This window comes from Streptomyces hebeiensis (assembly GCF_052983195.1).
In genome coordinates, this window is the sequence record NZ_CM129812.1 from 4,919,959 (window position 1) to 4,933,932 (window position 13,974).

Below are 13,974 nucleotides of genomic sequence, written 5' to 3' on the forward strand. Positions count from 1 at the left end.
CGGTGCACCTCTGACCCCGGCCCGCCTCCGACCCGTGAACGTCCGACCGGCATACGCCTGACGGTGTACGGCGGGCCCCTACGCTTCAGGGGCCCTGGGTTCTCCAGGGCCTCCGGGCCCGCCCCGCCCCGGCCCGCCCGTTCACCCGACTGCCGTACCCCGATGGCCCCCCGGCCGCCCCGGACGCAGCGTGGTGCACATGACACAGACCTCGGCGGGCGCGGGGTCGTCCGGTCCGCAGGGCATACGTTCCCGGCCCGGCCCGCGCCGTGGCCTCGGCCGCCGGACCGGGCCGGGGCCCGCGTTCGGAGTCGGCCCCGGGCGCCTGCCCGGGCCGCTCGGCACTGTCGCCTGTGCGTACACGCTGCTCCAGCTGGTCCTCGTCGTTCCCGGCACCGGGCTCGGCTGGGACGAGACGGTGTACGTCACCCAGGTCAGCCCGGGCGTCGACCCCGCCTTCTTCAGCGCGCCGCGCGCCAGGGGCATCACCTACCTCATCGCGCCGGTGACCCTCCTGACCCCGTCCGTCACCGCCCTGCGGATCTACCTCGCGCTGCTGTCGGGCCTGGGGCTCTTCCTCGCGTTCCGGGCATGGCGGCGGCTGTGTCCCGAGCCCGTACTCGCCCTGGCGAGCGCGCTGTTCGCCGGGCTGTGGATCACGCTGCTCTACGGTCCGCAGGCCATGCCGAACCTGTGGGTAGCCTTCGGCTCGCTCTTCGCGGTCGGCTGTTTCCTGCGCGCCGTACAGCTCGCGAACACGGCACAGGCCGCGCCCGTGTGGTCCGGCCCGCACGGACGGTCCGGCCCGCACATCCGGTCCGGCCTGCCCGCCGCCCTCCTCGGGCTCGGCGCCGGGGTGGCCTTCGTCGGGCTCATGCGCCCCGTCGACGCGCTCTGGCTCGCCCTGCCGCTCACCGCCGCCTCGCTGTTCGTCCGCCGCTGGCGGCGCCCGGCCCTGCTCCTCGTCCTCGTGGTGGGCGCCGCGCTGGGCTGGGCGCAGTGGGTGGCCGAGGCGTACGCGCAGTACGGCGGTCCCGTCGCCCGGCTGCGCCGGGCCGGAGAGATCCAGGGGGGCCTCGGCTGGAACCTCGCGGTCGACGACCAGGTGCGCTCGCTCGACGGCCGGTTGCTGTGCCGCCCCTGCGACGTGCCCTGGCGCAGGCCCGTCACCGCCCTGTGGTTCTTCGCCCTGCCGCTGTTCGTCCTGGGCGGGATCCTGGTCGCGGCCCGCCTGCGGCGGTTGCCGGTGGTCCTGTTGCCCGCCCTGGTCGGGCTCTCGCTCGGTGTGCAGTACCTGCTGCTGATCGGCTACGCCGCGCCGCGTTTCCTGCTGCCCATGTACGCGCTGCTCGCGCTGCCCGTGGCGCTGTGCCTGGCCTGGATCGCGCGGGGCCTCGTACAGCGACGCGGGCGGCGGCTCCTCCAGTGGCACGTACAGCGGCTCACGGGGACAGTGGGCCCGCGGAGATCCGTCCGGGAAGCCCTGGCCGTGTCCGCCCTCGCGCTGGCGCTGGTCGCGCATCTGGCGGTCCAGTACGCCGTCCTGGATTCCGCCGTCAGGCGCGGCCGGGTCAGCGCGGCCGAGTTCGGCCGGGCGGCGGCGGAGCTGAACCGGCTGGGCGTGCGCGCGCCGTGCGTCGTGATCGGTGAGGAGGCCGTCCGGGTCGCCCACCGTGCGGGCTGCGCGTCACGGCAGGTCGGCGGGCACGACGGCAGCATCACCCCGGCCGGGATCGCCGCCCTCGCGCGCGAGCGGCCGGTGGCCGTCGTGGTGGAGGGGGACGACCGGCCGCCGGCGTACGCCCGGGGCTGGCGGGCCGTACGGCTGCCCCGGCTCCCGGGCCGGGACGACGTGCGCGCCTACCTGTCCCCGGCCGTCCCGCCGGACGACCGGCCCTCGGTGACCGTCCAGGTCCAGGGAGATCAGCCGAGCGTCGCCTTCTTCAGCGAGCGCGCGCGCCGGGCGACCCTGCGGACCGTCGCGTTGCGCGGGATGAACGCCAACTGCGCCGGCACCGCGCCCGGCAGGGCGAGAGCGGTGAGGCGGCGGCGCTTGAAGTAGCGCCAGGTGCGGCGGTCCAGGTGGTGCGTCAGGTAGTTCTCCGCCGTGGGCCGCAGCTCCGGGTAGATCTGCGGCTGCATCGCGAAGCCCACCGCCGCCACCAGTTCCGCGATCCGCTCGTCCGGCCGGTGCGCCGTCGCCGCCTCGGGGTCCAGCGGCGGGAGCAGCGCGTCGACGATCGTCACCGGCACGCGGTTGCTGTTCTGGTACGGCGAGAGCCGTTCCAGGAGCAGTTCCGTACCGACCCGGGCCACCGGCAGGTCGTAGAAGGCCGACGCCGTGAGCAGGGCCGTGGAGAAGCAGGCGACGACGAGGGCCGGGTTCAGACGCTGGTAGAGCACCTCGGCGAGGGACGGTTCCGCGTGCACGGTCAGCCGGGCGCCGAGCTGTTCGGCCTCCTCCTCCAGTCGGCGCGACCACTGGTCGGGTGCCGACGGGTGCGGCTTGAACACGACGTTCCGGTGCCCGCGCGCGACGGCGCCCCGGACCATCTCCACATGCAGTTCCTCCTCCTCGGCCGGGGTGAGGATGCCGAGCCGGGAGAGGTACTGGCCGAGCAGCAGGGCGGGCCGCTCGCCGTCCGCGCCCGTACCGGCCGCCGAACCCGCCCAACCCGCCGCGTCCGCCGCGTCGGCGAGTTCCGCGAGCACCTTGACGAAGACGTCCGTCGGGATGATCTCCGGTGCCACGTCGAACTCGGTCAGCAGCAGTGGCTCCAGGCCCGGCACCAGGTCCAGGTGGAGCAGCCGCTCGACGCGGGAGCCGATCAGCGGGTGCAGCTTGGACCGCGTGGGGCCGTAGCTCATCAGGCCGTCCGCGTAGATGTGGATCGGGCTCTCGCTGAAGATCGTCGCCACGGCCTGGGACGGATTGGCCTGGATGGACTCGCAGGCGATCTCCACCGGCCCGTCGCCCAGGTTCCACGCCTCGCGCACGGCCCGCTGCCACAGCGGGGCGTCCTGCTCGCGCGGGGACCAGCCCGCCGGGTGGAACGGCCGGATGAAGTCGTTCCACGAGCGGACCTCGTCGAAGTCCGGCAGCAGCCGCTCGCACCCGGGCCGGGCGTCGAGCGGCGTGCCCAGTTCGGGCGAGGCCGAGACGTCGCTGACCACCAGGATCCGCCGGTGATCCGCCCGCGAGCCGAACAGGCCGGCCCGGAGCGCCGCGGTCACGGTGGCCGCGGCGTACTGCGTGCACGCGAAGAACAGCTGGATGGAGGAGGAAGCCGAGGAGGACGCGGGGAAGGAGGACACGGCGGAGGCGGACGCGGACGCGGAGAAGGGATCGTTCGTCGTCATCAGACCTGGACCTCCGCCGAGCGGGCGGCGGGCCGGCGGCGCACCCGGCGCAGCTGGCCGGCCCGGCGCGTGCCCAGCCCGTCGAGCGTCTGCGCCAGGATGTCCGACGGCATGCGCCTGAGCGCGGCCGAACTCAGGGAGCGGAGTTTACGTGCCACTGCCGGTTCCATCCTCTCGATGGATTCCAAGTGATGAGCCATGACCGCGCAGTAGGTCCGTACCGCCTTGGGCAGCAGCCGGTCGGCCTCGGGGTCGGCCGCGGTCTCCGCCAGCACCTGGTCGAAGGCCCGGATGAAGTCGAGCTGCCGTACGTCACCGATCTGGGTGAGCGAGGAGACCACGCCGCGCCGGTAGAAGACGCCGTGCAGCCCGAGCGCCGCGAACGACTCCGCCTCCCGGTGCAGCCGCCAGATCCAGGGGCGGTCCTCGGCGGTCCGCAGTCCGTCCTTGAAGTGCAGCAGTCCCCGGTCGACCAGGCGCCGGTGGTAGGCGCCGGCCCAGGCGTACGCGTAGTCGACGGACGTGGAGCGGTCCACCGGCAGTATCGCGTCCCGGGGCCGCAGCACCTGCCCGCGCCGGCCGACCGGCACGCGCTGGACCGTGCGCGCGTTGTCCGTGAACTGGACGTGGTCGGTGCGTACGAAGTCGCAGCCCAGCGTCTCGATGGCGGCGAGCAGTTCCGCGAAGTAGCCGGGCGCCACCCAGTCGTCCCCGTCGAGGAAGGTGAGGTACTCCCCGCGTGCCGCGTCCAGGCCGGTGTTGCGCGCGGTGGCCAGGCCGCCGTTCTTCTCGTGTCTGAGCACGACCGCGCCCGGCAGGTCACGCGCCGCGCGTTCCAGGATCTCCGGGGTGCCGTCGGTCGAACAGTCGTCGACCAACAGGAACTCGAAGTCCTTCCGGCTGTTCGCGCGGAGACTTCTCAGGGTTTCTAGGGCGTATGTCTGCACGTTGTAGAACGGCACGACGACGGAGAGCTTGACCACACGGGTGACGCTATGGGGTGGCCCGTCCTTCGCCCTGACGTCCGGGCGCATGACAGGTGAACGAAGAATGGCGGGACGGTGAATCGGCCCGCGAGGGCGGTGCCGCCGGCCCTCTCCGAACCCCCTCCAGGCGCCTCCAGGCCCCTCCAAGGCCCCTCCAGGAAGGGGTGCCGGACGCCAAGTCGGGGGCGCCGTGGAGCCGTTTCCCGAGGTGTGACGCCATTCGTAGGCATTCTGTTAACCCTTTATTGCCATTGAGTTGGGCCGCAAAACGAAATGGCTTTCTAGCGTCCTGGACGTGCCATCACGCAACCGTCAAGCGGTCCGGGTCGCCGTGCTCGCCGACTCCGACACCCGGTGGAAATGGGGCGCGCTCACCGCGCGCCGGATCGCCCCGGACGACCGCCCCGTAGAGCTCAGCGGATACCTGCTGCGCGGACGAGCCACCCCCACCGCACGACAGCTCGCGGAGGTCGGCGCGGAGGCCGACACCCTGCGCGAGGTGACCGGTACGGCGTTCCTGCGCACACTGAGCGATCAGGCGGAGAGCGACCGGCCGTACGACCTGGTCGTGCTCGCCCTCGTCGGCGGCGCCGTCCAGGCGATGCTGCACGGGACGGCCGCCCTGCGCCTGGAGCACCGGCCCGTCATCGTCACCGGCTATGTGGGGGTGGTCTACGAGAAGCTCTCCGACGGGCTGCTGCTGAGGCACGGCGCGGACGTCGTCCTCGCCAACTCCCGTTACGACGCGGAGCGTTTCCGCGCGGTGTACGAGGGGGTGGGCGCCGACGCGTCCTCGGTGACCGAGGCCGCGCTGCCGTTCCTCGGCGGCGCGCCGTACGCCCCCGAGGCGGGCCGGGAGACCGTCGTCTTCGCCGCCCAGCCGTCCGTGCCGGTCACCCGCGCGGACCGTACGTACCTGGTGCGCCGCCTGGTCGAGCACGCCCGGCTGCACCCGCACCGCGAGGTGCTGCTGAAGCTGCGCAGCAAGGTCGGCGAACACACCACCCACGTGGAGGAGTTCCCCTACCAGCGGCTGGTCGAGAAGGTCCCCGGCGGACCGCCGCCCAACTTCCGTCTGGTGTACGGGAACATGGGCGAGGTCCTGGACCGCACCGACCTGCTGGTCACCGTCTCCTCGACGGCCGCGCTGGAGTCCCTGCACCGGGGGATCCCGACCGCGGTCCTCACCGACTTCGGGATCCGCGAACCGCTGGGCAACCACCACTTCCTCGGCTCCGGCTGCCTGGCCTCGTGGGACGAGCTGGACGGCGGGGGCATGCCGAGCCCGGACCCGGTCTGGGCCGCGCGGCAGGGCGTCGCGCCGGACGGCTCGTACGCCACCGCGTTCGACCAGGCCCGCGAGCGGGTGACGAAGCTGCTCGACGGGCCGGAACCGCCGCCCGTCAGCCCGTACTACACGGCCACCACCGCGCCCGGCTACCTGCCGGGGCTGCTGGCCCGCTACCACCTGGCGGCGGACGGCACACCGCTGACGACCCGGCCGGCGGAGAGCGAGCCGAGCGGGATCCGGCGGGTCGTGCGCGAGGCGGTACGGGGCGCGGCGCGCGGCGCGTACCGGCACGGCGTGCAGCGCGTGGCGCCGGTGATCCGGCGGATGGGGGAGCTGTGACCGCGCCGCTCGCGCACCGAGCGCTGTCGTCCGGCCTCGCGCACCGAGCGCTGTCGTCCGGCCTCGTGCACCGCGCGCCGACCAGCGACCGAGCGCCGTCCCCCCGCCCCGCACACCTGTCCGAGCCGCCCACCAAGGAGTTCCGATGACCGTCCTCGCGGTGATCCCCGCACGCGGCGGATCCAAGGGCGTCCCCGCCAAGAACCTCGCCCCCGTCGGCGGCGTCCCGCTCGTCGTCCGGGCCGTCCGCGCCTGCCTGGCGGCCCGGCGCGTCACCGATGTCGTCGTCTCGACGGACGACGCGGCGATCGCGGACGCCGCCCGGTCCGCCGGCGCCGAGGTCGTCCTGCGCCCCGCCGCCATCGCGGGCGACACCGCGACCAGTGAGGCCGCCGTGCTGCACGCCATGGACGCGTACGGCGCGATGCGCGGGGTGGAGGCCGAGGTCGTCCTGCTCGTGCAGTGCACCAGCCCGTTCATCACGGCCGAGGACGTGGACGGCGTCGCGGGCGCCGTCACGGACGGCGGCGCGGACTCGGCGCACACCGTCGCCCCCACGCACGGCTTCATCTGGCGCCGGGAGGACGCCCCGGCGGACACGGCCGACGCGTACGGCGTCAACCACGACAAGTCCCACCGCCCGCGCCGCCAGGACCGCCCCCAGGAGTTCCTGGAGACGGGCGCCGCGTACGCGATGCGCGTCGACGGCTTCCGGGCGGCGGGCCACCGCTTCTTCGGCCGGACCGCGCTCGTACCGACCGACCCGGCGCGGGTCCTGGAGATCGACGACCCGCACGACCTGGCGCGCGCCCGCGCGCTGGCGCCGCTGCTGGAGCCCGCCGTGCTGCCCTCGTACGAGGACGTCGACGCCGTCGTCCTGGACTTCGACGGCACCCAGACGGACGACCGGGTCATGGTCGACTCGGACGGCCGGGAGACGGTCGCCGTGCACCGGGGCGACGGACTCGGCATCGCCGCGCTGCGCCGCTCCGGGCTGAAGCTGCTCATCCTCTCCACCGAGCGGAACCCCGTCGTCGCGGCCCGCGCCCGCAAGCTCCAGGTGCCGGTGCTGCACGGCATCGACCGCAAGGACCTGGCGCTCAAGCAGTGGTGCGACGAGCACGGGGTCGCCCCCGAGCGGGTGCTCTACGCGGGCAACGACGTCAACGACCTCCCCTGCTTCGGCCTCGTCGGCTGGCCCGTGGCCGTCGCGAGCGCCCACGACGCCGTACGCGCCCAGGCGCGTGCCGTCACCGGGGCCCGGGGCGGCGAGGGGGCGATCCGCGAGATCGCCGGCTGGCTGCTGGGCCCCGGGCTCGACCACACCCCCGCGCGCACGGCGGACCACCCGCACGACGCGCAGCACACCCGATAGCGACAAGGCGTACGACACGCACCACGCGTACGGCACGCACCACGCGTACGGCACGCACCACGCGTACGGCACGCACCACAGCGCACGAAGCGCACCACGCGCACAACACCGCACGACCCCACAACCCACATCACCCCCCCAAATCACCACCCTCAACACGTAAGGACGCTCCATGAGCACCGACGCCACCTCTCGCCTGCGTACGCTCGGCACCCGCACCGCGGGCCCCAACCGCCCCGTCTACGTCACGGGCGAGATCGGCATCAACCACAACGGTGAGCTGGAGAACGCTCTGGCCCTCATCGACGTGGCCGCCGACGCCGGCTGCGACGCGGTCAAGTTCCAGAAGCGCACGCCGGAGATCTGCACCCCGCGTGACCAGTGGGACATCGAGCGGGACACCCCCTGGGGCCGGATGACGTACATCGACTACCGGCACCGCGTCGAGTTCGGCGAGGACGAGTACCGCTCCATCGACGAGCACTGCCGCAAGCGCGGCATCGACTGGTTCGCCTCCCCGTGGGACACCGAGGCCGTCGCCTTCCTGGAGAAGTTCGACGTCCCGGCCCACAAGGTGGCCTCCGCCTCCCTCACGGACGACGACCTGCTGCGCGCGCTGCGCGCCACGGGCCGGACGGTCATCCTCTCCACCGGCATGTCGACGCCGAAGCAGATCCGGCACGCGGTCGAGGTCCTCGGCAGCGACAACATCCTGCTCTGCCACGCCACGTCCACGTACCCGGCCAAGGCCGAGGAGCTCAACCTGCGCGTGATCAACACGCTCCAGGCCGAGTACCCGAACGTGCCGATCGGCTACAGCGGCCACGAGACCGGCCTCCAGACCACCCTCGCGGCGGTCGCCCTCGGCGCCACGTTCGTCGAGCGCCACATCACCCTCGACCGCGCCATGTGGGGCTCGGACCAGGCCGCCTCGGTCGAGCCGCAGGGCCTGGCGCGGCTCGTCCGCGACATCCGCACCATCGAGGCGTCCCTCGGTGACGGCGTCAAGAAGGTGTACGAGTCGGAGCTGGGCCCGATGAAGAAGCTGCGCCGGGTCCCGGGCGTCGTCGCCGAGGCCACGCAGTCCACCGAGCCGGCGGCGGTCTGACGCCATGACCGGTGCCGGCGGGGACCGTTCCCCGCACCCTCGTGCGATCGCTTTCGTGGAGAGTCCGGTCCAGCTGCTCAACGTGCTGGAGTGGACGCGGTCGGCGGCACCCGGTGCCGCCGCGCCGGGTGAGGCCGGCACCGCGGCCGACGGCCCCGCCGCGGCCGACGGCCGGACGGCGGCCGACGACCTCACCGTCGTCGTGCTGTCGCCCACCGATCCCATGTCGCGCGGCCAGCTCCGGCGGATGGCGGAGCTGGCCCGGGACGAGGGTTTCACCGTGCGCTGGCAGGAGGCGCGCGGTGGTGCGGGGGCGCCCCTGCGGACGGTGCGCGAACTCGCGCCACTGTTGCGCGGGGCCGGCCGGATCGTCATAGGCGACCCGTTCTCCCGCTACGTACAGCTCCTGCTGACCCTGGTCAGCGGCAAGGAGCTGACGGTCGTGGACGACGGGACCGCGACGCTGGAGTTCATCGGACAGGTGGCCCGCGGCGAGCCGCTGGTGCGCTGGCACCGGCGGGCCGCGGGCCGCGGCCCGCGGGAGCTGGTCCTCGCCCCGGTCACCGCCGCGGCCCGGCGCCGGCTCGTCCCCTCCGAGGCCCGCACGGTCGAGGTGTTCACCTCGATGCCCGTCGAGGAGGTCCCGGCCGGCATCGAGGTGACGGCCAACCGGTTCGCCTGGACCAGGGCCACGTTCGGGCCGCCCCGGATCACGGAGGGTGCGGACCTGGTCGGCACCTCGCTGGTCGAGACGGGCGTGGTGGACGCGGACCGGTACTCCGACGCGGTCGCCACCCTGGCCCGCGCGCACGGCGCGACGCGCTACTTCGCGCACCGCCGCGAGCACGTGGACAAACTGCACCGGCTGCACACGGAGACGGGCCTGGAGATCGTCCGCCCGGACCTTCCGCTGGAAGTGATCGCGCGCCGGGGCCCGATCGGCTCCACGATCGTCAGCTTCCCCTCCACGGTGGTCCACACCCTCCCGCTCGCCCTGGCGGGCACAGGCGTACGGGTCGCGGTCTGCGACATCGCCCCCGAGTGGCTGAAGGACACGGCCTCTCCCCGGGCCCAGGGCTTCCTCTCCGGCGTCACGGGCACGGCCCGCGACGTACACCGGCTGCCCCGGCTGCCGTCACCGGCCTGAACGACGCGAGCGGTCCGGGCGGTGTGATCCGCCCGGAGCCACCTGGACCCGGGCGAGCGGGCGCCCCGGACCCGGGTCGGCGCCCGAGCCCGGCCGACGGACCGCACCCGGTCGGTGGCCCGAGCCCGGCCGGCGCTCCGGACCCGCCGGTCCCGTCGGCGCCCCGGGCCAGGTCTCAGCGCCGTAGGGCCCACTTCTGGACCGACTCCAGCGGGCCGTTGTCGAAGCGGCGCAGCCACAGCGTCGCCCCGGCCATGAGCACGGCGCTCACCGCCGCCCACAGGCCCATCACCCACCACGGGTGCCAGGTCTCGCCGAGTCGGTGGGCCAGGCCGAGGCCGATTCCGTACGCGACGAACACGCACAGCACGTTCTGCAGGACGTAGCCCGACAGGGCGGTCCTGCCGACGGCCGTCAGGCCGTTCATCACCGGTCCCGGACGGCGCACCCGGTCCACCAGCGCGCCGACCAGGCCGAGGTAGCCGAGCGCGGTCAGCGGTCCGACGACGTAACGGTCCAGGAGGAACAGGTCGGGACCGCCCAGGGCGGCCGCGACGCTGAGGGGGAGCCCGAGGCCCAGGCCCCAGACCAGCAGCCGGGAGCGGATGCGGCGCCCGGTGGCGTCGTCGCCGAACGCGCCCGCCCGGAAGAGCCGTACGCCCAGCAGGAACAGGAAGACGAGCAGGAAGAAGGTCAGCACCGGCTCCACGCGGAAGGCCACCGCGTTGTCGAGCCGGAACGCGACCTGCTCCAGGTAGCCGCCGTGCGCGTACAGGTCGGCCAACTCGTCCGGGACGGTACCGGCGGTACCGGCGGTACCGGCGGCCCCGCCGGTCCGCGCCGGGGCGGCTGCCAGGGCGACCGTCAGCAGCGCGATCAGCGTCAGATGGAGACTCGCGGCGCACCACATCACCCGGCGCCGGGCCGCCACGGAACGGGTCAGCAGCCAGGCCACCACCAGCGCGGTGACCGCGTACCCCATCAGCACGTCCCAGGCGAAGACGAGGAGGAAGTGCGCCGTCCCCTCGGCGAACAGGAACAGGGCCCGCCACCGGTACCGGCCCGGCCAGGGGGCACCGCGCCGGGCGGCCGAGGCGTACTGGATGGCGAGTCCCACGCCGAACAGGACCGTCAGCAGCGACAGGAACTTCCCGTTGGCCAGCAGGCGCATGATGCTCTCGGCCGCGTCCGGGAGCGAGGCGAAAGACGCCGGTTCCGTGCCGCCGTTCAGCACCCACCCTTCCGATCCGGGACTGGTGAAGATCCAGACGTTGGTCATCAATGTGCCCAGGATCGCGACGCCGCGCACCACGTCGAGCAGGGGAAGCCGGCCGGCCCGCCCGGGCGCGGCAGCCGGTGGGGACAGAGTCTCGGTCATACGTTCATCGTCCGGGCGCGTCCGGCCGTGTACGTCATGAGCGCAGAGGAGATCCCGCCCCGTCCCGCTACATCGAAGGATGTAGCGGCCGGCCGGCTCTGACAGGAGAGCCGAAGCACGCGAGCAGCCAACGAGGGTTTGACACGATCATAGTGTCATGGTGGCATGCAGGCGTGCTGTACAGAACACCGCCTTTGGATGCCGACGACCACCGAGTCCTCGACGAGATCGGGGAAATGCGTCGCACCCTGCGGCACGCGTTGCGCGCTCAGCCGCGCTGGTCCGGACAGCTGCGGCGCAATCTGACGGCACGAGCGATCGCCGGATCGAACACGATCGAGGGATACGCCGCGACCGTGGACGATGTCGAGGCCCTGATGACCGGCGAGGAGCCGCTGGAGACGGCCGACAGCGTTCGCGTGGAACTGGAGGGATACCAGCGGGCGATGACGTACATCCAGGCGCTCGCCGACGCCGGGGACGGCTTTCGGTACGACGCGGGTCTGCTCAACGGTCTTCACTTCATGTTGCAGGGTCACCACTTGGACAAGCGTCCCGGCCGGTGGCGCGACGGGCCGGTTTACGTCACCAGTCCGGACGATCCGCTGGTCCCCGCCTACACGGCACCGGCGGCCGGTCAGGTGTCCGCGCTGATGGCGGAACTGATCGACTGGCTCAATGACGGTGACCCCGACACTCCGGTGCACGTTCGGGCCTCCATGGCTCATTTGAATCTGGTCAATGTCCACCCGTGGAAGGACGGCAACGGACGGATGTCGCGGGCGCTGTCGACCCTGGTGTTCGCCCGGGAGGCATTGGTGCCGCCGGAGTTCTGTTCCATCGAGGAATGGCTCGGCCGTGGCCAGAACACCTACGCCTACTACGCGGTCCTCCAGCAGGTGGGCGGTCCGAGGTGGAGCCCGGATCGCGATACGCGCCCGTGGATCCGTTTCTGTCTGGACGCTCATCACCGTCAGGCCCAGCAGGCGCAGCGCCGTACCGATCTGCTCTCGCGTGCGTGGGCCGGGCTGGGGGAGGCGGCCGCGGAGTCCGGGCTCGACGAACGGGTCGTGTTCGCCCTGCTGCCGGCCTTCTGGGGCTCGCGGGTGCGGCGCACGGTCTACCAGCGGGACGCCGAGCTCAGCGAGCAGCAGGCCATCCGTGACGTCCGTGAACTGGTCCGCCTCGGCTGGCTGGTTCCGCACGGCCGGGCCCGGGCCCGGCACTATGGACCCGGCGAACGGATGGAACCCGTGCAGAACCGGATTCGCCAGTCCGTCGCGCCGTACAGAGACCCCTATCTGCGGGCCTGAGCCCGCGAGCCCGAGCGGTACCGGCCCGGAGGGGTCGGGCCGATCGACGATCTCTGAACGGTCCGCACGCGCGTGAACGGTCCGCACGGTGCGGCGGTTCATGACGTGGAGCGGTTCACGAGGCCGGCCGTGCGCGCGGGCGTGCGCCCCGAAAAATTGGGCCTTTATACCCGCTGGAAATGAGCGTCATGCATGTTGCGGGCAGGTTTCTTCGCCTGGGTGGCTGAAATTTTGTTGATCGACAGGCGGTTGATCATTGAAGGGGCCTACCCTTCAACAGGTGAGCCAGTTGATGTCCCGAGAGTCCGAAAACCGTCTTTCCGGCGAAGCCGCCGCCCTGCCCGGAGTGCTGCCCGACGCGCTGCGGGAGGAGCTGATCGCCTTCCGCCGGGACATGCACATGCACCCGGAGCTCGGAAACCAGGAGTTCCGCGTCACCGCCGCTCTCAAGAACCGGCTGGAGAAGGCCGGGCTCCGGCCGCGGGTGCTCGGGACCGGCACCGGGCTCGTCTGTGACATCGGGGAATGGGACCGCGTACGGCCCATGCTGGCTCTCCGCGCCGACATCGACGCGCTGCCCATTCCGGACACCAAGACGGGCGTGCCGTACCGCTCCACCGTGCCCGACCGGGCGCACGCCTGCGGGCACGACGTCCACACCACCGCCGTCCTGGGCGCCGGGCTGGTGCTCGCCGGGCTCGACCGGCAGGGTCTGCTGCCGAACGCCGTCCGGCTCATCTTCCAGCCCGCCGAGGAGGTCCTGCCCGGCGGCGCCCCCGACGCGATCGCCGACGGGGTGCTGGACGGAGTGGGGCGGATCGTCGCCGTGCACTGCGACCCCCGTGTGGACGCGGGCCTGATCGGGCTGCGCCCGGGGCCCATCACCTCCGCCTGCGACCGGCTGGAAATCACCCTCGACGGCCCCGGCGGGCACACCGCGCGCCCGCATCTGACCACTGACATGGTCACCGCCGCCGCGAAGGTCGCCGTCGAGGTGCCCGCGCTGCTGGCCCGCCGCGTCGACGCGCGCTCCGGGCTCGCGGTCACCTGGGGACGGATCGAATCCGGCCATGCCTGCAACGTCATCCCGCAGCACGCCGAACTCTCCGGCACCGTCCGCTGCCTGGACCTGCCCGCCTGGCGCGACGCCCCCGACCTGGTCCATGCCGCGATCGACGAGGTCGCCGCGCTGTACCAGGCGAAGACGCAGATCAACTACGTGCGCGGCGTGCCGCCGGTCGTCAACGACCCGGTGATCACGGAGCTGCTCCGGGCCGCGCAGACCGCCCGGCGCGGCTCGTACGCGGTCGAGGACACCGAACAGAGCCTCGGCGGCGAGGACTTCTCCTGGTACCTGGAGCAGGTGCCCGGCGCGATGGCGCGCCTCGGCGTCCGCACCCCCGGCAGCGGGGCCCGCTACGACCTGCACCGGGGGGACTTCGACGTGGACGAACGGGCGATCCAGGTCGGCGTGGAGCTGTTCACCGCCACGGCGCTGCTGGACGGCGGAGCCACGACCCCGTCGGCGTAGCTCCGCGACCCGCCGCCACCGCCGCCACCGCCGGCACCGTCCGCACCGGCGGCCCCGGCTCTCGGGGCCGCCCCGGACCGCCCCGACCGCCCCCGAACCGCCGTCGGACCGCCGTCCCGCCGGGCCTGACCGCCCCCTCCGCCCCG

The 13,974-nt window shown here is 73.1% G+C and carries 9 protein-coding genes; 6 read left to right on the forward strand and 3 right to left on the reverse strand.

The genetic code is table 11. From position 1 onward, the window contains the following. Positions 1-1,923: 1,923 nt before the first annotated feature. Together ACU6P3_RS21180 and ACU6P3_RS21185 are read right to left on the reverse strand one after the other, a co-directional pair. Entirely contained in the window at positions 1,924-3,363 is a 1,440-nt protein-coding gene (locus ACU6P3_RS21180) for a polysialyltransferase family glycosyltransferase (protein WP_447197999.1), read from the reverse strand. After that, positions 3,360-4,343 (reverse strand): glycosyltransferase family 2 protein, encoded by a 984-nt coding sequence (locus tag ACU6P3_RS21185; RefSeq protein WP_030747041.1) that lies wholly within the window; start codon positions 4,341-4,343, stop codon positions 3,360-3,362. Before ACU6P3_RS21185 ends, ACU6P3_RS21180 begins: the two co-directional genes overlap by 4 nt. A 298-nt stretch (positions 4,344-4,641) precedes the next feature. Here ACU6P3_RS21185 and ACU6P3_RS21190 point away from each other — a divergent pair, with 298 nt between their 5' ends. From ACU6P3_RS21190 to ACU6P3_RS21205, 4 genes are all read left to right on the forward strand, one after another. Further along, positions 4,642-5,976, forward strand: a complete 1,335-nt coding sequence (locus tag ACU6P3_RS21190; protein WP_447193652.1) for a DUF6716 putative glycosyltransferase — start codon at positions 4,642-4,644, stop codon at positions 5,974-5,976. Positions 5,977-6,121: 145 nt separating this feature from the next. Further along, complete coding sequence (locus ACU6P3_RS21195; protein ID WP_447193653.1) at positions 6,122-7,351, forward strand: cytidylyltransferase domain-containing protein; 1,230 nt, start codon at positions 6,122-6,124, stop codon at positions 7,349-7,351. 172 nt (positions 7,352-7,523) lie between these two features. Beyond that, positions 7,524-8,459 (forward strand): N-acetylneuraminate synthase family protein, encoded by a 936-nt coding sequence (locus ACU6P3_RS21200; protein WP_344272357.1) that lies wholly within the window; start codon positions 7,524-7,526, stop codon positions 8,457-8,459. Between the two features lie 4 nt (positions 8,460-8,463). Then, positions 8,464-9,606: a P-loop NTPase family protein gene (locus ACU6P3_RS21205; protein WP_447193654.1), complete on the forward strand. Its 1,143-nt coding sequence runs from the start codon at positions 8,464-8,466 to the stop codon at positions 9,604-9,606. Between the two features lie 175 nt (positions 9,607-9,781). Here the strand turns inward: ACU6P3_RS21205 and ACU6P3_RS21210 are convergent, their stop codons facing one another. Next, positions 9,782-10,984, reverse strand: coding sequence for a DUF418 domain-containing protein (locus ACU6P3_RS21210; RefSeq protein ID WP_447193655.1), 1,203 nt, complete (start codon positions 10,982-10,984; stop codon positions 9,782-9,784). Positions 10,985-11,157: 173 nt separating this feature from the next. Between ACU6P3_RS21210 and ACU6P3_RS21215 the strand changes: the two genes are divergently transcribed. Together ACU6P3_RS21215 and ACU6P3_RS21220 are read left to right on the forward strand one after the other, a co-directional pair. Beyond that, positions 11,158-12,297, forward strand: coding sequence for a Fic family protein (locus ACU6P3_RS21215; RefSeq protein WP_447193656.1), 1,140 nt, complete (start codon positions 11,158-11,160; stop codon positions 12,295-12,297). Between the two features lie 292 nt (positions 12,298-12,589). After that, entirely contained in the window at positions 12,590-13,828 is a 1,239-nt protein-coding gene (locus ACU6P3_RS21220) for an amidohydrolase (protein ID WP_030747020.1), read from the forward strand. The last annotated feature ends 146 nt before the right edge of the window (positions 13,829-13,974 follow it).